Origin of the sequence: Acinetobacter sp. ANC 3929, from assembly GCF_000369405.1 — a bacterium.
Lineage (GTDB): Bacteria > Pseudomonadota > Gammaproteobacteria > Pseudomonadales > Moraxellaceae > Acinetobacter.
Genome location: NZ_KB849999.1, coordinates 24,256 through 43,414, shown reverse-complemented (window position 1 = coordinate 43,414; position 19,159 = coordinate 24,256). Strand labels below are relative to the sequence as shown.

Sequence of the window (19,159 nt, the reverse complement as noted above, 5' to 3'; positions counted from 1 at the left end):
ATAAAATAGTCGTGCCTCAGCACGACTTTTTCATTTAAGAAGAAAGCAAATGCGTTACCCTGCATGGAAATATTTGCTGATCCTTGTGGTACTTGTGATCAGTACGTTATATGCACTTCCAAGTCTGTATCCAGATGAACCTGCTGTCCAAATTTCTGGCGCAAAAGCAGGCACAAAAATTGATCAGACCATCGTGCAAAAAGCTGAGCAGATTTTAAAAACTGCCGACATTAGCAGTCACGACAATAGTTTTACCAATAACGCGGCATTATTACGCTTAAACTCTTCTGAAGAACAGTTAAAAGCCAAAGAAGTATTGCGACGTGATTTAGGTGAAGACTACGTTGTTGCACTCAACCTTGCACCGACTACACCAGAATGGTTGCAAAAGATTGGGGCAAAACCGATGAAACTCGGTTTGGACTTACGTGGTGGTGTACACTTCTTGCTCGAAGTCGACATGGATAAAGCAATTAGTCAACGCATGGAAACATCTGCGACTGATTTGCGTCGTCAATTCCGTGATAACAAAATCAAATTTAACAACCTTGCGTTAAGTAACAACACCATTACTGTCCAGTTTGCCAGCAATGCAGACCGTGATGCTGCGACTGATTTTTTACGTCGTAATGGTAATGAATATACTCAACAAGCGGTTGCAACCTCATCTGGCGCAACTTTAAGACTGAGTTATACCGACGCACGTCGTCAGGAAATTCAATCTTATGCAGTGAACCAAAACTTAACAACGCTACGTAACCGTATTAACGAACTTGGTGTAGCAGAAGCACTGGTACAAACCCAAGGTAGTAACCGTATCGTGGTTGAATTACCAGGTGTACAAGATACTGCGGAAGCAAAACGTGTCTTGGGTCGTACGGCGAACTTGGAGTTCCGTTTAGTTGCGGACAGCAATGATCAATATATCGATCCATATACAGGTAAATATAATGGTCAACCACTTCCTCCAGGCACTGAAGTATTTGCTTATCAGTCTTTAGACAGTGGTCGTCAGTTACTGTTGCAACGTAACCGTATTTTGACGGGCGAACGTGTTCAAAATGCAAGTTCTGGCTTTAGCCAAGACTCTGGTGGTGCAGAAGTTAATATCACCCTAGATTCTTCAGGTGGTAAGCTCATGGCTGATGCAACCCGTGGTGCTGTGGGTAAACGTATGGCAGTTTTGTTTATCGAAAATAAACAAAAAATCTCTTATGTTGCTGATCCAAACACAGGTGTGCAAACTGAAGTTCGTACCCCATATACCGAATCTGTGGTCATCAATGCCGCAACTATTCAAGCCGTATTGGGTTCACAATTCCGTATTACCGGTCTTGATTCACCACAAGAAGCTGCTGAACTTGCGCTCATGCTACGTGCGGGTGCTTTGGCTGCGCCAATGTACTTCGTTGAAGAACGTGTGGTTGGTCCAAGCTTGGGGCAAGAAAACATTGATAAGGGTGTGTTATCTACTCAAATCGGCTTCTTGCTGGTTGCAATTTGGATGGTTGTATTCTTCCGTTTATTCGGTTTAATCGCAAACTTTGCCTTGGTATTTAACCTTGCCATGATCTTAACGGTGATGTCTTGGATTGGTGCCTCGCTCACCCTGCCAGGTATTGCAGGTATCGTGATTACCATTGGTATGGCGGTCGATGCCAACGTCCTGATCTGTGAACGAATACGGGAAGAGATGCTCTGGGGTGCCTCGCCAAAACAGGCAATTGTCGCAGGTTACGATCGAGCTTATAACACCATTCTTGACTCGAACTTAACCACTTTCATTGTTGCGTTTATTTTATTCGCGATTGGTACAGGTCCGATCAAAGGCTTCGCTGTCACCTTGATGATCGGTATTATTTGTTCGATGTTTACTGCAATTACAGTAACACGTGCAATCGTACAGCTCGTTTATGGCAAACGCCGTAATTTGACCAAGTTGAGTATTTAAGGAGATTCACATGACTGATCTGACTCAACAAGACTCAAAGCAATACGGTCGTCCAGATGATCTAAAGATCATCCCATTCATGAAGATTGCCACACCTGCGGCCATCTTCTCGATCCTGATTACCATTGCCAGTATCTTCTTTATTGTGACCAAAGGTCTGAACCTCGGTTTAGACTTTACGGGTGGTATCTCGGCTGAATTAAACTATAAGCAAGGAGTTCAACCTGCTCAAGTAGTTCAAGCACTCGATCGTGCAGGCTTTAAAGATGCTGTGGTACAAACTTTAGGAAGTAGTACTGACCTCATCGTGCGTATGCCAGTACAAGAAGACCTCAATGTAGAAGACCTGAGCAATAGCATTACCAAAGCAGTGCAATTGCCAAATAACACAGTAGAAGTCCATAAGGTCGATGCTGTGGGCGGTGCTGTAGGTAACGAGCTGTATGTACGCTCTGCGGGTGCTGTTGCACTGGCATTGATCCTGATGTTGATCTACGTCACTATTCGCTTTGAATTTAAAATGGCTGTCGGCGCTGTAATGTCATTATTCCATGACATTATCATCATTTTTGGTGCCTTTGCGCTGTTCCAATGGCCATTCGACTTAACCGTATTAGCGGCTGTGCTTGCAGTCATTGGTTTCTCGCTCAACGATAACATCGTTGTTTCGGACCGTATCCGTGAGAACTTCCGTAAGATTCGTGGCGCGACTCCACGTGAAATCGTGGACATCGCGCTGACAGAAACTTTACGTCGTACCATTCATACCTCGATGACCTTATTACTCGTGGTCCTTGCCATGATGTTCTTAGGCGGTGATGGCTTACACTGGTTCTCTATGGCCATGTTTGTCGGTATCTTTGTTGGTACCTACTCATCGATCTATATCGGTACTGCATTCGCATTATGGCGCGGTCTGAATCGTCAGGACTTTATTGTTCAGGTTAAACCTGAGTTTGAAGAAGAAGAGATTCCTTAAATCTTGTATATCTTTTAACTCAAACAGAATGCCAGCGAAAAGCTGGCATTTTTTATTTAGGACAATTGAATAATGAAAATTTGGATTATGACTAGTGCTGAATAATCTGGATCTGAGGAAACTGAAAACCACGACAGGACTGCTCTGCCCGCCATGCCACTGTCAGTACAATCTTCTGATTTAAAATAAAATTCTGATACGCAAAACTACCAATCAAAGGATGAGAACACATGCCTCCATGATTGGATGGATGAACTTGAGTATTTAAGCTATTGAGATCCAAACGAATCCCCAAACCCGATGCTTTTAATACTGCTTCTTTGGTGGTCCAAACCCGTAACCAATATTCAGGATCTTGATCTTGCTGCTGCCAAGTTTGATATTCCTCGGCATGAAAAGCATGTTGTGCCAAAGCATCAAAGCGTACTTTACGATCAAGTTCCTCGACATCAACACCAAGATCTTTTACCCGTTCACTCATCGCCAATACATAATACAGCTGACTATGCGTATGGTTAAAATGCAACAGATGAGAACTTAAAAAAGGCTTCCCATATTCATGTTTTGAAAAGCTTAATGCCTCAACTGGGCAATGCAGCCGCTCGGCTAAAAGAACATTACGATACTGTTTGATTTGCTCTTTTTTATAATGGTTAAAGCTACTTAAATCGGCAAAATCCGTTTTACTTCGTTCAAGGAGTTGAGCCAATGCCTGAACATGGATTTCAATTTGACGTGTCACCACTCCCCCTCTCCTTTGATATAAAAAAGCCCAAAGCAAACTTTGGGCTTTTGGCATCAAGATCAGCTTAACGCTTGAATTTCTTTTCTGCTTTTTTGAATTTCTGTACATAACGACGTTTACGTGCTGCAACGCGTTCATCCACTTGCGACTTGCGTCCTTCAAATGGATTTTCAGACGTTTTGAAATCAACACGCACGGGCGTTCCTTCCAGTTTGTAGACTTTACGGAACACATTCTCCAGATAACGACGATAATCCGCAGGCGTTTTGTCTACCTTATTCCCGTGAATCACGATCGTTGGTGGATTTTGTCCGCCCATGTGCGCATAACGCATTTTGATACGCTTACCACCGATCATCGGCGGTTGATGCGCCTCAGTTGCATCATTCAAGATCTGAGTGAGTTTCGCAGGAGAAACTTTTAAATGCGATGAATCATAGGCACGGTGGATGGTTGGGTACATTTCTCCGACGCCAGTACCATGCAATGCTGAAATTAAATGCACTTTGGCCCAAGGAATAAAGTCAAAACGGCGATCAACATCCAACTTACATTGCTTACGATCATACTCGGTCATGTTATCCCATTTGTTGATCGCAATCACCATGGCACGACCCGCTTCAAGCGCATAACCAATCAAATGTAAATCTTGTTCGACCACCCCTTCACGGGCATCAAGTACCACCACGATGACATGTGCATCTTTAATGGCTTGTAGGGTTTTCACAATTGAGAATTTCTCAATCATTTCCTCTACTTTGCCTTTACGACGCACACCTGCGGTATCAATTAACGTATATTGACGTCCATCACGTTCAAACGGGATGTAAATCGAATCACGGGTTGTTCCTGGCTGGTCAAATGCAACCACACGGTCTTCACCCAACAAACGGTTAACCAACGTCGATTTACCGACATTCGGACGGCCAATAATCGCCAAACGTAAACCAGTCGCCTTGTCATGTTCTTCTGGATTTTCATCTTCAGGAACTTCAGCCAAAACATCTTCAAGCATTTGCTGTACGCCACGTCCGTGACTTGCAGCAACTTGTAAGGGTTCACCCATACCGAGCTTGTAGAACTCAACCAACGCAGCCTCAGCATGAACACCGTCCACCTTGTTGGCAACCAAGTAAACTTTCTTACCTAGCGTACGTAGTTCACGTGCAATTTGTTCATCTGATGCTAATAGGCCAGCACGCGCGTCCACAACAAAAACAATGATATCTGCTTCATGAATCGCAGTTTTCGACTGCTCAGCCATGTACGAGTCAATACCACCTTCATTCTCACCGATACCACCCGTATCGACAACAATGAATGACTTATTTTGAAAAACAGCATCACCATATTTACGGTCACGGGTTAAACCAGCAAAATCGGCAACCAAAGCATCACGACTTTTGGTGATTTGGTTAAATAGCGTTGATTTTCCGACGTTTGGTCGACCAATGAGCGCAATAACGGGTTTCATAAATTAACCTTAATTCAGACGAGCCATCATTGATGACATCGTATCAGAAACTGTAGGGAAGATTTTGGTGATCAAATGATCATAATAAAAATTCGGGGATTTGTCTGACAAATACCCCGAAGAATTTGTTAAAAGTGCAATTCGCTGTTTTAATTTTACCACATTTAGGAAAAATTAACGATTCTGCCAAATGCTTAATGCACCTTTACGCGTCGCAACATAAAGTTGATTGTCAATCACGCGTAATGAACGCACTTCACCACTGGTTTTAGCACGGCCAATGAGCTTACCTGAGGCTGGATTAATCAGATGAATCACACCATCCAAATCACCCACGACAAGGTTTAGTCCTAACATCACAGGATTGCTGAGCTTACGATTCAGCAACTCTTCATTTTGCCAAACCAACTCACCTGTCGCTAAATTATAAGCATTCAATTTACCGTCAGTCGTTGTAACATAGACTTTATCATCAGCCACTTCAGCACTATTGGTACTGCTCGCATCCTCACTCCACACGACACGTTGCGTTGCAAGATCTGTCACAGTCACTTGGCCTTGGAAGCTAGTCGTCACCAAATATTGTCCTGAAACAACTGGATCACCCACAACATCCACCAAACGCTGGATATCTGAACGACCTTCACTGATCGCGACACGACGTTGGAAACGCGGTACACCACTGATGATATCCAAGGCATACACATAGGCATTGGCAGAACCAATCAGTACAGTACGCTCATCTAAACGAACTGGTGCTGGCTGTCCACGCAAACTGAATTGTACATTTGGCAGTTTATATGCCCAAACTTGTTGTCCTGTCACTGCATCATGCGCAAATACCGTACCGTCATTGGCAATGGTAATGACACGACCAGACTGGATCAGGGATGGAGACAAAATTGCCCCAGACAGTTTCGCTGTCCATTTTTGCTCGCCAGTCGCTTGGTCTAAAGCAAATAACTGACCTTTACGATTACCACTGACTACAATCCCTTCACCCGCTTCTACACCAGCAGTGAGTTCTTGTTTGGTAATTTTACTTTTCCAAAGACGTTCTTTACCTTTGTACGCAGACACCTGACCATCAGGATCAATCGCAAAAACTACACCATTGTCGGTGTCCAACTGTAGGCGTAAAGCTTCAGCGGCATTGGTCGACGAAACACTTTGTGAAAACACAAGGTTTAAACTTTGTTCTTGCGTGATTTTTGGCAATGGATTTGGTTTGACTTCTTTTACTTTATTGCTTGAACAACCAACCAATAAAGCTGAAGCAATTGCAATTGCCAAAGGTAGTTTTAGTTTATTCTGCATTAAGACTCATCCACTTTGGTATCTAAGATCGGGCGCTCAAACTCAGGATCATCTACTAAAACGCCAACACTTTCGAGTTTAATTTGTAAAAGCTGACGCTCTTGTTTACGTTCGAGCAAATTATCCCACGCACTTTGATACGCTTTACGTGCAGATGCGTTGTCTTTTTTCGCAACAAAAATATCACCGCGTAGCTCTTCTGCCGTTGCTTTAAATGCTGGATCAGTCACGCTTGATAAGGTTTTCAAAGCTTCATCGTATTTGCTTTGCGCCAATTGCGTATCAGCTAAACGTATTTTAACAATTTGCAGCAAACCAGCATCTTTCACCTTTGAATTTTCAACTTTCTTCAAGGCTTTTTCAGCCGCAGCATAATCTTGCTTGTCATAAGCAAGTTTCGCCATGATAAATTGTGTTTGAATCGCTTGAGCAGAGTCTGCATCATCTTTCACAATTTTATCAGCTGTTTCAGATAAGCTTGCAAAGGCATTCGGTTGACCTGATGCAGCTTTTGCCTCATCCATCAACTTTTGTACCTTTGCGGTTTGGTTCTGGGCTTCAGCAAGATTTTTCTTTTGCCAATATTCCCAGCCGAAAAAGGCAATCAAGGCAATGAGAATTCCGCTAATCATTGCAGAACCATATTTTTTGGCAAACGACTTTAAACTGTCGAGTTGTTCATCATCACTTAAACTCATGTGATTGTCCTTTTCCTAAATTTTGCAATTTATTGTTTAAATTTTTCGATAAAAAATGACGTCAGTTCAGCTAAAGCAACTTGCGACTGTTCAGCCGTTGCAAGTTCTTTTACGAGAAGCTGTTGAGATTCCCACTCACGCTCACCCAAAATAACCGCATAGGTTGCACCAGACTGATCCGCCTTTTTCATTTGGCTTTTCATGCTGCCTTGTGATCCAGTTTTCAAACGAATCGAGCTATTTGCCACTTCCAATTGGTCACGAATTTGCTCTGCCAAGATCAATGCCTTGGCTTGGTAAGCAGGTTCAGCCAACAAGAAAATTTCGCAATCACGGACATCTTTGGTTTGTTCAACTTGCTCAAGCAACAGTAGCAAACGCTCCATCCCCATCGCAAAACCAACTGCTGGTACAGACTGATCTGCTTTACCTTTCAACTGGCCAACCAAACCATCATAGCGACCACCCGCACACACCGTACCTTGTGAACCCAACATCGTGGTGGTCCATTCAAATACAGTTTTGTTGTAGTAGTCCAGACCACGCACTAACTTTTGGTTAATCACAAACTCAATACCAGCATCGGTTAAATATTGCTGCAATTGCTGGAAGTGATTGATTGAATCTTCTTTAAGGAAATCATGCAACTTCGGTGCATTTTCCAAAATCTTTTGAGTCGATTCAATCTTAGAATCCAAAATACGCAATGGATTGGTAGTTAAACGACGCTGAGAGTCTTCATCCAACGCATCTTTGTGTTGGTTTAAAAACTCAACTAATGCTGCACGGTATTCTGTACGCTCATCGGTTTCGCCTAAGGTATTCAACTCAAGTTGAACCTTGTCAGCAATCCCTATACGCTTCCACAAACGCGCTGTGAGTAGAATTAACTCTGCATCGATATCTGGCGTTGCCACACCAAACGTTTCGACACCGAACTGGTGGAACTGACGGTAACGGCCTTTTTGCGGTTTTTCATAACGGAACATAGGTCCCATATACCACACACGCGGTGTCGCGCCACGCAACAAATTATGTTCAAGCAACGCACGTACACAACCTGCGGTCCCTTCTGGACGTAGCGTAAGTGATTCAGGTGGATTACCTTTGTCGAAAAAGGTATACATTTCTTTTTCAACGATATCGGTCGCATCACCAATAGCACGTTTGAATAAACCAGTTTGCTCAACGATCGGTAAACGGATCTGTTGATAACCATACGCATCCATCAGAGATGCAAGTTGTTGTTCCAGACTTCTCCAAGCCGCAGTTTGCGTTGGAAGGATGTCATTAAAACCTTTGATAGCGACGATTGAACTCATGATGAACTACGAATAATTTCTTTGGATTTTGCTTCTTCAAGCTCTTGAACACGTTGACGAACCATTGTTTCAATTTCATCAACCAACTGATTTGTGTCGATCAAATGGCTCTTTTCACCATTACGATAGACCAGTGAACGAGGAGCTGCTCCTACAATCCCGATATCAGCTTCTTTGGCTTCACCAGGACCATTCACTTTACACCCGATCACAGACAAATCCATCGGGGTACGGATATCTTCTAAACGCTCTTCCAATGCTTGCATCACTTGAATTACGTTGAATTCTTGACGTGAGCAGCTTGGGCACGCAATAAAGTTAATGCCGTTTGAGCGTAAGCCCAACGATTTTAAAATATCAAAACCGATTTTAATTTCATCTTCTGGTTCAGCAGCCAGCGAGATACGCATGGTATCACCAATGCCTTCCATCAATAATCCACCTAATGCAATCGCAGACTTCACCGTACCAGTACGGTAAATCCCAGCCTCAGTTACACCAAGATGTAGCGGATTATCAATCTGTTGAGACAGTAAACGATAAGCATCCATGGTTAAAAACACATTCGATGCTTTTACACTGACTTTGAATTCATGAAAATCTAAACGATCAAGAATATCAATATGGCGCATAGCAGACTCAAGCAAAGCTTGTCCTGTTGGCTCGCCATATTTCACTTGTAAATCTTTTTCTAATGAACCCGCATTCACACCGATACGAATCGAAATACCATGATGTTTTGCCGCAGCAACCACTTCACGTACTTTCTGATCCGAACCAATATTCCCCGGATTGATACGCAAACAATCTGCACCGTAATCTGCAACAGCAAGTGCAATACGATGATCAAAATGAATATCTGCAACTAAAGGAACAGTCACACGTCTACGAATTGCACCAAATGCTTCTGCCGCCTCCATCGAAGGGACAGAAACACGCATGATATCTGCGCCTGCATCTGCACAACGCTGGATCTGCGCGACAGTTGCATCGACATCACAGGTTTCAGTATTCGTCATACTTTGAACACTGATCGGGGCATCACCACCGACATACACCGAACCGACGCGAATTTTACGTGTTGGACGGCGTTTTATAGGGTTCACAATCATCGTATAGCTCTACTCTTTGGCATTAACGAGACAAACGGAATTCTGCTTTTCCATTAACTGTATATGGAGACAATGAAATTTGCTCCTGATTTAAAGTCAATGCTACTGCTGTCGCATCATCTAAACGAATTTGAAATGGTGATTCACCACTTAAAGTCAATGTCGATGCTTGGCGACCTGTTGCCAATACTTTACCTGTTGCATCTACAATATGCACAGAGGTCGGACGATTAAAGCTCAACACCAATTGGTCACCAGATGTTGCAGTCGTGGTACTACCACTCATTGGTAGAATTTGAACGTCAGAATTCTTGATCTTCGGTACATCTTCATCATCTTTATGGCTTGATGTCCAGTTCTGAACTGCCATAACCGCTAACCAAGCCAATACGGCAACCGCAACCACGATCGCAATGCGCTTTAACCAGATACGGTTACGCACACTTCTCGAACCTGATAATTTCCCCATAATTTTAATCGGAGAATTATTCAAAGCATGGCTCGCTTTAAGCCCAGTATCATTGGCATAGATTTCATCAAACCGCTGAATGATCGCACTGGCATCTGCATTTAAATGCTTTGCATAAGCACGATAATAGCCTTTGATAAAAGTCGCTTCAGGTAATGATTTATAGTCGTCTTGCTCTAATGCTGTCAATGTTTTGACAGGCATATTCAATACGTTTGCAATCTCATCAATTTCTTTCTTTTGTGCAATACGAATTTGACGCAAATACTCACCAGGTCGTTGAATATTTCCTAACGTTGACGCTGGCGAGGTTGAGCCAGTTGGCTGATGTGAATTTGGATTTATTTCCATACGGCCTCAGTACTGTACTGTAATTGCAAATAACGTTGATATTCTGGACTATCAGGAAATAACGCACGTAGTTGATTGACTAACACTTGCATTCCTAATTGATCCGCATTCGCTCGAGCAATGCGTAGACCAATCCAAAGCGCCCGAGCACCTTGGTTTTTCTGTCCCACGTTACGAACATATTGTTCGTATAGTTGCGCTGCATCTCTATTATTTTGTTGCAAATAGAAAATTTCCGCCAACTCTAACATTGAAATGGTTGCGTTTCGATTCGCTTGTAGCGCCTGTTTGAATGATTTTTCAGCATTCGCAACATCGCCCAACTTCAAATAGATTCGCCCTAGGTTTTCCAACGACTGAAAGCGCTGTTCATACCCTAAGGTTGCACCCGCACGGGTAAATTGCTCAATGGCATCATTATAGCGTTGCTGTTGATACAAATATGTACCGTAATTATTACGCGCTTGAGCATTATCAGGTTCTGAGGAAATTGCACGCTTAAAATAAGCTTCTGCTTTTTCCATATTGGTGGCGCTGCCTTCTTGTTGCAGCAGGATTCCCATCATCATATTGGCATTGGCATCACGGGAATCAATCTTTAAAGCTTGGTCAAGCGAACGCTTGGCTGCATCTAAATCACGGCTACGAATATACTCTGCTGCAAGTTGAGTCCGAACTTGCACTGCTTTTTCTGGATCTTTTTTTAATGTTGTAGAGGGTGTTTGACATGCTGTTAAGCCAAGTAAAGTAAACACAACAGCTGTCGCAATAATCGTTTTTGGTCGAGTGGTATTCAACGCCTTTTCCCCAAGTATTATCCTTGTGTGCGCAAAATTTCTTGTTGTTGCGCCACTTTCTTTTTCCATTGTTCAGCACGACGAGTACGGTCAGCAACCTGTCCTACCAATTGTCCACACGCTGCATCGATATCATCACCACGTGTCTGACGAATCGTACACACAAATCCAGCATCCGACAAAGTTTTTTGGAACGCAATGATGCGGTTACGACTCGAACGACCATACGGTGCATGCGGGAACGGATTAAATGGAATAAGATTGATCTTACTCGGTAAGTTTTTCAATAACTTTAAAAGTTGTTGTGCATGTTCAGGCTTATCATTGACACCGTCTAACATTACATACTCAATCGTAACGTGGCGACGTGCACTTTCATTACCATCTTTTGTTAAATAACGCTGACATGCGGCAATTAACTGCTGTAATGGATATTTTTTATTGATTGGAACCAGTTCGTTACGTAACTCATCATTCGGTGCGTGTAGTGAAATCGCCAATGCCACATCAATATCTTGTGCCAACTGATCAATTTTAGGCACCACGCCTGAAGTCGATAAGGTTACACGGCGTTTCGACATGCCATAAGCAAAGTCGTCCAGCATTAACTGCATAGAACTGAGTACAGCATCATAGTTGAGTAAAGGTTCGCCCATACCCATCATCACTACATTGGTCACGGTCCGCTCGCGTTCGGCAACAGGCACCTCTTCCATATAGGAATAGTTCGCCATCCATAACTGACCAATGATTTCAGCTGGGGTTAAATCTCGTTGAAAACCTTGCTTACCTGTCGAGCAGAATGAACAATCCAAGGCACAGCCCACTTGTGATGAAATACACAAGGTCTTACGTGCACCTGTTTTATCTTCCGCAGGAATCAATACGGTTTCAACCAATGACCCCTCACCATCACCAACACGGAACACCCACTTACGGGTTCCATCTTTAGAGTAGTTACGATGCACGACATCAGGCGCTTTAATTTCACAAATCTTTTCGAGTTTCTCTCGTAATTTGCCTGAGATATTGCTCATCTCAGCAAAATCAGTCACAAAATATTGATGAATCCATTTCATGACCTGACCCGCACGAAATTTCTTTTCGCCTAAGTCTTCGAAGAATTTTTCTAATTCAGCTCGAGACATGCCAAGTAAATTTACTTTTTTCTCGGCAGCATGAACGACAGGTGTAGAAACAGACTGTTGTTTTTCATCTAAATTTTCTGATGAAACGACCACTGCAGAACTCATGTATATTTACCTAAACAATATCGACGCTAAAAACTGCTGTGCATTATTCGCACAACACAAGCGATAAGAAATAAAAAACCAGATAAGTAGTATACCACTTATCTGGTCTGAATACTTTGGATTAACGAGTGCGTGGGCAAATCTCGTTATCAGCAAAGAAGTAAGCGATTTCACGCTCAGCAGAAGCAACTGAGTCAGAACCGTGAGCAGCATTTTCGTCGATGCTTACAGCGAAGTCAGCACGGATTGTACCTGGAGCAGCTTCTTTAGGGTTTGTCGCACCTAAGATTTCGCGGTGAGCAAGAACAGCGTTTTCGCCTTCAAGAACAGAAACAACCACTGGACCAGAAGTCATGAATGCAACTAAGTCTGCAAAGAAACCACGTTCTTTGTGCTCAGCATAAAAACCTTCTGCATCAGCTTGAGAAAGGTGTTTCATTTTAGTTGCAACAATTTTCAAACCTGATTTTTCGAAACGAGCAAAAATGTCGCCGATGTGGTTTTTAGATACTGCATCTGGTTTTACGATAGATAAAGTACGTTCAATCGCCATGATTGACTCCTATTATGGTTTAAACTAAAAAATTTGCCGCATTATACCGATGTCATCGCCAATAATCAGCTTGAATATGCAAAACTTAAGCGTTTTCTGACGAATTTTTAACGAACTTCATCCAGCCATGCCATTTGAATGGCTTCAAGCAAACCTTCAGTCGACTTATTTGGATCATCACTAAAGTCAGGCAAAGCACAAACCCATGCATGTAAATCGGTAAAACGGATCCATTGTGGATCTACATCCGGATGTGCTTCGGTGAGTTCAATCGCAATATCAATCGTATCTGTCCAACGTAAGCCCATATGACAACCTAAATAAATGTATGTGATTGAGCGTACTTTAACAAATCATGTAATTTAAGAGATAGTGTTCGATTGCGAAATTCAGCATAAAAAAAATTACAACGCGATATTCAGGCTAGGCGCCAACAGAATAATGCCGCTTGCAACCGATGCACCGATCATTGCCCCCACAATCACATCACTTGGATAATGCAGACCCAATACCATACGTGACAAGGCGACGAGAATGGTAAATGGCAGCATCAAGATCAATAACAGCGGCTGAACATAACCCAAAGTGATAGTCACCATCACTGCATGTAAAGTATGACCTGACGGAAAACTAAAATGATCTAATGCTCGTTCCCCCAAGACAATTACTTGATGCACCTGATAGGGTCTTGGACGTGTGGTTTTATTTTTCAAAAATTTATAGATCAAGGTTCCTACAGAACCCGCAGCAATCACATACAAAATTTGCACGCCATATGCCAAACCTTGCATTGCCCAAACTGACAACAACATGACATACCAAAATGGTCCATCCCCCAAACGACTGATCGTTTTAAAAAATAAAGCGACTCGCTGCGAATGGGAGAGATGATTGAGGTAGACACAGCCTTTTAAATCTAAATCAAGTATTTTTATTTTTGCATTTTGAAGATTCATACTTTTTCTCCTCTGATGAGAATACTTTAAGTCGCGGTCATGGGAGACTCCTCGCGACTTGATAGAGTGCTTGTTCTAATTGTTGTACTGGAAATTGCCAGCTACTCTGTTGCACACTTTCACTGGCTAATAAGCCCATCTGTCTCAATTGTGGTAGTGCAGGTAGTTGACGAATCGACTGAATTAAATGATCTGTTTGCCCTAATGGAGTCAACCACCCTGTAACATTCGGTTTGACGTGTTGATGGGCACAAACATAATCATAAGCAACTACGGCCAAACCACTAGCAATCGCTTCCAACACCACGTTGCCAAAGGTATCGGCTTGGCTGGCAAAGGTAAAAACATCTGCACTGGCATAAGCTGCTGACAGCTCGCGTCCGCTTAAACTGCCCATAAAAATAACATCTTCGGATTGGGCCATTTTGCTGAGTCGAGCACGATCTGGGCCATCACCGACAATCACAAATTTGCTATTTCTACCTTGTTGTGCCTGTAATGCATGGAAGCTTTTAATCAGCACATCGACTTCTTTTTCTGGTGATAAACGTCCGACGTATAGCATTACCCGAGTATCGGTATCGACACCCCACTGCTGGCGAAGCTGTTGCGAACGGTGCTGAGGTGAAAATTTTTCGGTATCCACACCACGACCAACTACAACTAATGGGCAAGTCACACCGAAACCACGTAAAGCGTGCTCGGTATATTGACTCGGAACACACGTCACGTCGGTACTGTTATGAAACCAAGTCAAATAGCGTTGAATTGGCTTGACTAAAAATGCCAAGTCAAAGAAGCGACTAAAATCATGGAATGCCGAATGAAAACCGCTGGACACTGCAATTTTCCTCGACTTTGCTGCTTGTAGTGCAGTCAATCCCAAAGGCCCTTCAGTCACAATATGCACCACATCTGGGGCAAATTTTTCGAAGGCTTTGGAAACCTTGATATATTGCGGCCAACCAAATTGAATACTTGGATACTTAGGAATGGGTTGTGACATCACTAAGCATTCTTGTTCGGGATGAAACTCGGTACACACTGCCTTTTGGGTTGGTCGTACCAGTAAAATTTTATGCCCTAGTCGCTGTAACCCTTGGCATAATTGCATCATCGACAGTGCCACACCATTGATTTCTGGAGGCCATGTTTCAGTCACAATTGCAATTCGAAGGCGAGGACGAACCAGATCACGAAGCTCAGACAATTCATCTTGTTTGTTTTTGAGTTGTTTCCTTTTAAAGTAAAATTTAAAATTTTCAGGAAACTCCTGCTTGAATAGAGATGTCGCGTATGTACTCTGCATATCGCCATCCATTTGTGTCGTTATTTTCATGCTTTCAGCTTAAAAGCATTTTTTGACACTTTAATGATCAGTCTATGACAGTTTTTTGACAGTCTTAAAATAAAAAATGCCCAGCCTGAAACTGGGTATTTGTATACAACACAATAAATACTTAACCTAAATTTGATCAGAAATATGGTGTCGGAAACGTCGTCAGCAACCTGAGTAAGCCAAAGCGATTAAACTTTGGCTTAGCGCAAGATAAACGAAGTGCGTAGTTTAGGACTCAAGCATAGCTTTCGTCTTACGGTACGGCAAAGATTATTAATCTTTGCTATTCGTCCCTCATGTTTTGCCTACTTTTCCCAAAACAAAAGTAGGCCGAGCCGCAGGCTGATCCTGTAATTCGATGAAAATTTATCAAGACACCGTTAAGATAATTTTTTTCCAACAGACTCTAGATAAAAATATTTAGATCAAACTCAAATTGCACTTATTCAAGCCAAAGGATTATCCACCGCAAAAATCTGCTGATCTTCTAGACGGAAAGCCACCAGTTGCTGCCCCCAAACACAACCTCCATCCACATTTTGAATGTGAGGACTAATGGTTTTGCCCTGCAAAGCTGCCCAATGTCCAAAAATTAATTGATGGGTTTGTGCCGCCTGACTTTCAAACTCAAACCACGGTTGAAAGCCCGCTGGCATCGGTGCATCAAGCGCATCTTTAAAATCAAATTCCAAACGCCCTTTAGCATCAGTTAAACGCATCCGGGTCAGATAATTGGTAACACAGCGCAAACGCGCCATACCTGTCAGCTCATCAGACCATAGATCAGGTTGTGAACCATACATCTCGGCAAGAAAACTGTCTAATACTGCAAGATCATCATTACCCACCACCTGTTGCACTTCTTGCGCCAGCGCAACTGTTTTTGCCGCACTCCAAATACAGGGTACGCCCGCATGGGTAATCAAGGTGTGTTCATTTGGAGATAGACTCAAAGGTTGTTTACGCAGCCAATCAATCAGCTCATCGCCATCAATCGCATCAATCACTGCTTGAGTATGATCTTTATCTTTGGCTTTTTTAAAACCACGCGCACAGGCAATCAACGTAAGATCATGATTACCCAGTACGGTTGCTGCGGCACCACGGTCAGCCAGCTTTTTAATAAAACGTAAAGCACCAACCGAGTTTTCACCACGTGCAACCAAATCACCCGCAAACCATAAAAAGTCTTGGTCAGGATCAAAGCGGATTTCTTTCAGCAACGCTTTCAGTGCTTCGAAACAACCTTGCACATCACCAATGACATAGTTATAGCGTTTAGACATTAAGATACCATCTGATCAGAAAGTGCGACAAAATCAGCCAAGCTCAATGTTTCTGGACGCGCCATCGGATCAATACCTGCTTTTTCAAAACCATCTTCTGCCAACATCCCTTTCAAACTATTCCGTAGCGTTTTACGGCGCTGCGTAAAGACATGCCCAACCAAACGTGCCAAGGCTTTCTCATCCTTTGCTACGATTGGCTTGGTTTCGTACGGCTCTAAACGGAACACTGCCGATGTGACTTTCGGTGGTGGATTGAATGATCCTGGTGGTACTTCAAACAAAAATGTTGGCTTGCAGTAATACTGAATCATCACCGACAGACGACCATATTCTTTGGTATTTGGCGTCGCAGTAATACGGTCAACCACTTCTTTTTGCAACATGAAGTGCATATCTTTGACTTTGTCACCAAACTCCAAGAGATGGAACAACAAGGGCGTAGAAATGTTATATGGCAAATTTCCAACTACGCGCAGTGGACGGCCATCTTTAAACAATTCAGTAAAATCGTATTTTAATGCGTCGGCTTCAATAATGGTCAAACGTTCAGGATGCGGCACACGCCCAGGTAACCCTGCTGCCAAATCTCGGTCAAGCTCAACCACGGTCAAAGCATCACACTCACCAATCAACGGCGATGTTAATGCAGCCAAACCAGGTCCGATTTCAACAATATTCTCGCCTGTACGTGGATTCACAGAGCGTACAATTTTGGCAATCACACGTTGATCATGTAAGAAGTTTTGACCAAAACGTTTTCGAGCCTGATGCCCTTCATCTTTAGGGTTTAGGGCATTAATTTGATACATAATAATTCCAACGTGAATAATTTACTCGTTAATCACTGACGAGCTAAATCAAGTGCTAAATCCACTGCAACATGCAAGCTCGATGCTTTTGCTTGTCCAGTGCCTGCAAGAGAGAGTGCTGTACCATGATCGACAGAGGTTCGAATAAATGGCAAGCCTAAAGTAATGTTAACTGCTTCACCAAAGCCTTGTGATTTTAACACAGGTAAGCCCTGATCGTGATACATCGCTAAAACCGCATCTGCATTGCTTAAATTTTCAGGGGTAAATAAGGTATCAGCTGGTAAGCTTAAACTCATCCCAATACCTTGCGCTCGATAGCTTTCCAATACTGGGTTGATCACTTCAATTTCTTCACGACCCAAATAACCATCTTCACCTGCATGCGGGTTCAGGCCACATACCAAAATACTTGGCTGAGCAATTTTAAATTTTGTTTTTAAATCATGAATCAAAATATCAATGACTTGCAGCAGGCGTTCTTTAGTAATGGCATCAGGTACATCACGCAAGGGTAAGTGTGTTGTCGCCAAGGCAACACGCAATGTTTTGGTGGCCAACATCATCACCACCCGATCAATGCCGGCAAACTCTTGGTAATATTCGGTATGCCCACTAAATGCAATGCCCGCATCATTGATAATCGACTTTTGCACTGGTGCTGTCGCAACACCAACACTCTGTCCAGACATCGCATAAGCCGCTGAACGACGTAATTGTTCCAGTACATAGGCGGCATTGGCTGAATCTAACTGACCTAAAGTAACAGGTTTTGCTAAAGGGACATGTTCAACAAAAAGTTGCCCCTTCAAACTGGATTCTGCTTGTCCTTGATAAGTAATCAGTTCAACATTGATTCCTAAAAGATCGGCACGCTGTTGTAACATCTGTAGATCAGCAAGGATAACAATCGGTCGCTCATCTACACGTTCTGCCAGACTGAGACAAATATCAGGACCAATTCCTGCTGGTTCGCCTGAAGTGACATATAAAGGAAGCATCTATACCGCCAGTCTTTTTTTGATTCCCATCTAGTGTAACCAAAATCTCAGAACAGCTATAGTGCTTCATTTTTAATAATTCAAATACTTTAGGGCGTTGCTGAAACTTTCGGTAAGTTCTGTGGAACTAAATTCGATGGTACAAACTCCACCTTACGTGTCCAAGGATTAATCTTTGGCTGTACTTTTTTCTCAGGCTGTACCACAGCGACTTCTTCTTTTCTCTCTGCGACGACAACACTACTTGCGGCTTTTTCTATCAATGGATTACTAACTACATCTTTCTTTTCTGCAACCTGAACAGGCTGTGCAATCGGAGACTCCCTCTTCTCCATCACAGGTGTTGCAGGCACAGTACTTACAGGCCGAGTATAAGGTGCTGCAATTGCCCCTTGTTTCACCACAGTTTGTGTCGTCGGTTGCTGAACAGGCTGTACTGTTATGTGCGAGGCCTGCCCCTGAAGATTGAGTTGATCGACAGGAATCTCGATTGCTTTCATCTCAGCTGTCACTACCATTGCTGGGTCAACGTGATCATTACCTCGACTTTCCAAAACTTCTAACTTACGGCTGGTCCCTTCTTTGGGTTGAAACTCGGAATAATTAGTAACACTCGTTTGATCTACCCACTTATAAAGCCGTCGTGCATTTGTCTGTGTAGAACAAACACCTATCAATAATGTAACTACAACAATTTTTGTAGAAAACGACAACTTCATCAAATTCCCCAAGAGAAGAGGTTAA

The 19,159-nt window shown here is 42.9% G+C and carries 19 protein-coding genes; 2 read left to right on the top strand and 17 right to left on the bottom strand.

Annotation, left to right across the window (positions count from 1 at the left end; translation table 11 throughout):
- Positions 1–49 precede the first annotated feature (49 nt).
- Both secD and secF read left to right on the top strand, forming a co-directional pair.
- Positions 50–1,951, top strand: coding sequence for a protein translocase subunit SecD (secD, locus tag F909_RS12450; RefSeq protein WP_005149728.1), 1,902 nt, complete (start codon positions 50–52; stop codon positions 1,949–1,951).
- A 10-nt stretch (positions 1,952–1,961) separates the two neighbouring features.
- Positions 1,962–2,930 carry a protein translocase subunit SecF gene (gene secF / locus F909_RS12455; protein ID WP_005149725.1) on the top strand — a complete coding sequence of 323 codons (969 nt, stop codon included), beginning with the start codon at positions 1,962–1,964 and terminating at the stop codon, positions 2,928–2,930.
- 91 nt (positions 2,931–3,021) lie between these two features.
- On the opposite strand, the gene F909_RS12460 is transcribed toward secF, so the two are convergent.
- The 17 genes from F909_RS12460 to F909_RS12540 form a co-directional block, all read right to left on the bottom strand.
- A complete protein-coding gene (locus F909_RS12460) occupies positions 3,022–3,675 on the bottom strand; it encodes a 4'-phosphopantetheinyl transferase family protein (RefSeq protein ID WP_032877827.1) in 654 nt (217 codons plus the stop codon).
- Positions 3,676–3,739: 64 nt separating this feature from the next.
- A complete protein-coding gene (gene der / locus F909_RS12465) occupies positions 3,740–5,149 on the bottom strand; it encodes a ribosome biogenesis GTPase Der (protein WP_005149719.1) in 1,410 nt (469 codons plus the stop codon).
- A 174-nt stretch (positions 5,150–5,323) separates the two neighbouring features.
- Complete coding sequence (gene bamB / locus F909_RS12470; protein WP_005149718.1) at positions 5,324–6,466, bottom strand: outer membrane protein assembly factor BamB; 1,143 nt, start codon at positions 6,464–6,466, stop codon at positions 5,324–5,326.
- Positions 6,466–7,164: a YfgM family protein gene (locus F909_RS12475; protein WP_005149717.1), complete on the bottom strand. Its 699-nt coding sequence runs from the start codon at positions 7,162–7,164 to the stop codon at positions 6,466–6,468. Before F909_RS12475 ends, bamB begins: the two co-directional genes overlap by 1 nt.
- A gap of 29 nt (positions 7,165–7,193) precedes the next feature.
- Positions 7,194–8,486: a histidine--tRNA ligase gene (hisS, locus tag F909_RS12480; RefSeq protein ID WP_005149716.1), complete on the bottom strand. Its 1,293-nt coding sequence runs from the start codon at positions 8,484–8,486 to the stop codon at positions 7,194–7,196.
- A complete protein-coding gene (gene ispG / locus F909_RS12485) occupies positions 8,483–9,598 on the bottom strand; it encodes a flavodoxin-dependent (E)-4-hydroxy-3-methylbut-2-enyl-diphosphate synthase (RefSeq protein ID WP_005149715.1) in 1,116 nt (371 codons plus the stop codon). The genes hisS and ispG overlap by 4 nt, the downstream gene beginning before the upstream one ends.
- A gap of 22 nt (positions 9,599–9,620) precedes the next feature.
- Positions 9,621–10,418, bottom strand: coding sequence for a helix-turn-helix domain-containing protein (locus F909_RS12490; protein ID WP_005149714.1), 798 nt, complete (start codon positions 10,416–10,418; stop codon positions 9,621–9,623).
- The gene (gene pilW / locus F909_RS12495; protein WP_005296860.1) at positions 10,409–11,215 is read right to left on the bottom strand and encodes a type IV pilus biogenesis/stability protein PilW; all 807 of its coding nucleotides are present in this window, start codon (positions 11,213–11,215) and stop codon (positions 10,409–10,411) included. The genes F909_RS12490 and pilW overlap by 10 nt, the downstream gene beginning before the upstream one ends.
- A gap of 17 nt (positions 11,216–11,232) precedes the next feature.
- Positions 11,233–12,468, bottom strand: coding sequence for a dual-specificity RNA methyltransferase RlmN (rlmN, locus tag F909_RS12500; protein ID WP_005149709.1), 1,236 nt, complete (start codon positions 12,466–12,468; stop codon positions 11,233–11,235).
- 121 nt (positions 12,469–12,589) lie between these two features.
- Positions 12,590–13,021, bottom strand: a complete 432-nt coding sequence (gene ndk, locus F909_RS12505) for a nucleoside-diphosphate kinase (RefSeq protein ID WP_004652531.1) — start codon at positions 13,019–13,021, stop codon at positions 12,590–12,592.
- Between the two features lie 107 nt (positions 13,022–13,128).
- Positions 13,129–13,329: a Fe-S cluster assembly protein IscX gene (iscX, locus tag F909_RS12510; protein WP_004652532.1), complete on the bottom strand. Its 201-nt coding sequence runs from the start codon at positions 13,327–13,329 to the stop codon at positions 13,129–13,131.
- A gap of 96 nt (positions 13,330–13,425) precedes the next feature.
- A complete protein-coding gene (locus tag F909_RS12515; protein WP_005149705.1) occupies positions 13,426–13,977 on the bottom strand; it encodes a phosphatase PAP2 family protein in 552 nt (183 codons plus the stop codon).
- Positions 13,978–14,014: 37 nt separating this feature from the next.
- Positions 14,015–15,286 carry a glycosyltransferase family 4 protein gene (locus F909_RS12520; protein ID WP_005149703.1) on the bottom strand — a complete coding sequence of 424 codons (1,272 nt, stop codon included), beginning with the start codon at positions 15,284–15,286 and terminating at the stop codon, positions 14,015–14,017.
- Between the two features lie 476 nt (positions 15,287–15,762).
- Positions 15,763–16,602, bottom strand: coding sequence for a symmetrical bis(5'-nucleosyl)-tetraphosphatase (locus tag F909_RS12525; protein WP_005149701.1), 840 nt, complete (start codon positions 16,600–16,602; stop codon positions 15,763–15,765).
- Positions 16,602–17,414 (bottom strand): 16S rRNA (adenine(1518)-N(6)/adenine(1519)-N(6))-dimethyltransferase RsmA, encoded by an 813-nt coding sequence (rsmA, locus tag F909_RS12530; RefSeq protein ID WP_005149698.1) that lies wholly within the window; start codon positions 17,412–17,414, stop codon positions 16,602–16,604. The genes F909_RS12525 and rsmA overlap by 1 nt, the downstream gene beginning before the upstream one ends.
- 32 nt (positions 17,415–17,446) lie before the next feature.
- Positions 17,447–18,415, bottom strand: a complete 969-nt coding sequence (pdxA, locus tag F909_RS12535) for a 4-hydroxythreonine-4-phosphate dehydrogenase PdxA (RefSeq protein ID WP_005149697.1) — start codon at positions 18,413–18,415, stop codon at positions 17,447–17,449.
- Positions 18,416–18,504: 89 nt separating this feature from the next.
- On the bottom strand, positions 18,505–19,134 hold the full coding sequence (locus tag F909_RS12540; protein WP_005149691.1) for a hypothetical protein: 630 nt from the start codon (positions 19,132–19,134) through the stop codon (positions 18,505–18,507).
- Between the last annotated feature and the right edge of the window lie 25 nt (positions 19,135–19,159).

Excerpts from the sequence above, each read along its gene's own strand:
- bamB (WP_005149718.1), bottom strand. The coding sequence starts at position 6,466 with ATGCAGAATAAACTAAAACTACCTTTGGCAATTGCAATTGCTTCAGCT.
- secF (WP_005149725.1), top strand. The coding sequence starts at position 1,962 with ATGACTGATCTGACTCAACAAGACTCAAAGCAATACGGTCGTCCAGAT.
- secD (WP_005149728.1), top strand. The coding sequence starts at position 50 with ATGCGTTACCCTGCATGGAAATATTTGCTGATCCTTGTGGTACTTGTG.
- ndk (WP_004652531.1), bottom strand. The coding sequence starts at position 13,021 with ATGGCGATTGAACGTACTTTATCTATCGTAAAACCAGATGCAGTATCT.
- rsmA (WP_005149698.1), bottom strand. The coding sequence starts at position 17,414 with ATGTATCAAATTAATGCCCTAAACCCTAAAGATGAAGGGCATCAGGCT.
- pdxA (WP_005149697.1), bottom strand. The coding sequence starts at position 18,415 with ATGCTTCCTTTATATGTCACTTCAGGCGAACCAGCAGGAATTGGTCCT.
- ispG (WP_005149715.1), bottom strand. The coding sequence starts at position 9,598 with ATGATTGTGAACCCTATAAAACGCCGTCCAACACGTAAAATTCGCGTC.
- F909_RS12520 (WP_005149703.1), bottom strand. The coding sequence starts at position 15,286 with ATGCAGAGTACATACGCGACATCTCTATTCAAGCAGGAGTTTCCTGAA.
- F909_RS12475 (WP_005149717.1), bottom strand. The coding sequence starts at position 7,164 with ATGAGTTTAAGTGATGATGAACAACTCGACAGTTTAAAGTCGTTTGCC.
- der (WP_005149719.1), bottom strand. The coding sequence starts at position 5,149 with ATGAAACCCGTTATTGCGCTCATTGGTCGACCAAACGTCGGAAAATCA.
- F909_RS12540 (WP_005149691.1), bottom strand. The coding sequence starts at position 19,134 with ATGAAGTTGTCGTTTTCTACAAAAATTGTTGTAGTTACATTATTGATA.
- F909_RS12490 (WP_005149714.1), bottom strand. The coding sequence starts at position 10,418 with ATGGAAATAAATCCAAATTCACATCAGCCAACTGGCTCAACCTCGCCA.
- F909_RS12525 (WP_005149701.1), bottom strand. The coding sequence starts at position 16,602 with ATGTCTAAACGCTATAACTATGTCATTGGTGATGTGCAAGGTTGTTTC.
- hisS (WP_005149716.1), bottom strand. The coding sequence starts at position 8,486 with ATGAGTTCAATCGTCGCTATCAAAGGTTTTAATGACATCCTTCCAACG.
- F909_RS12515 (WP_005149705.1), bottom strand. The coding sequence starts at position 13,977 with ATGAATCTTCAAAATGCAAAAATAAAAATACTTGATTTAGATTTAAAA.
- iscX (WP_004652532.1), bottom strand. The coding sequence starts at position 13,329 with ATGGGCTTACGTTGGACAGATACGATTGATATTGCGATTGAACTCACC.
- rlmN (WP_005149709.1), bottom strand. The coding sequence starts at position 12,468 with ATGAGTTCTGCAGTGGTCGTTTCATCAGAAAATTTAGATGAAAAACAA.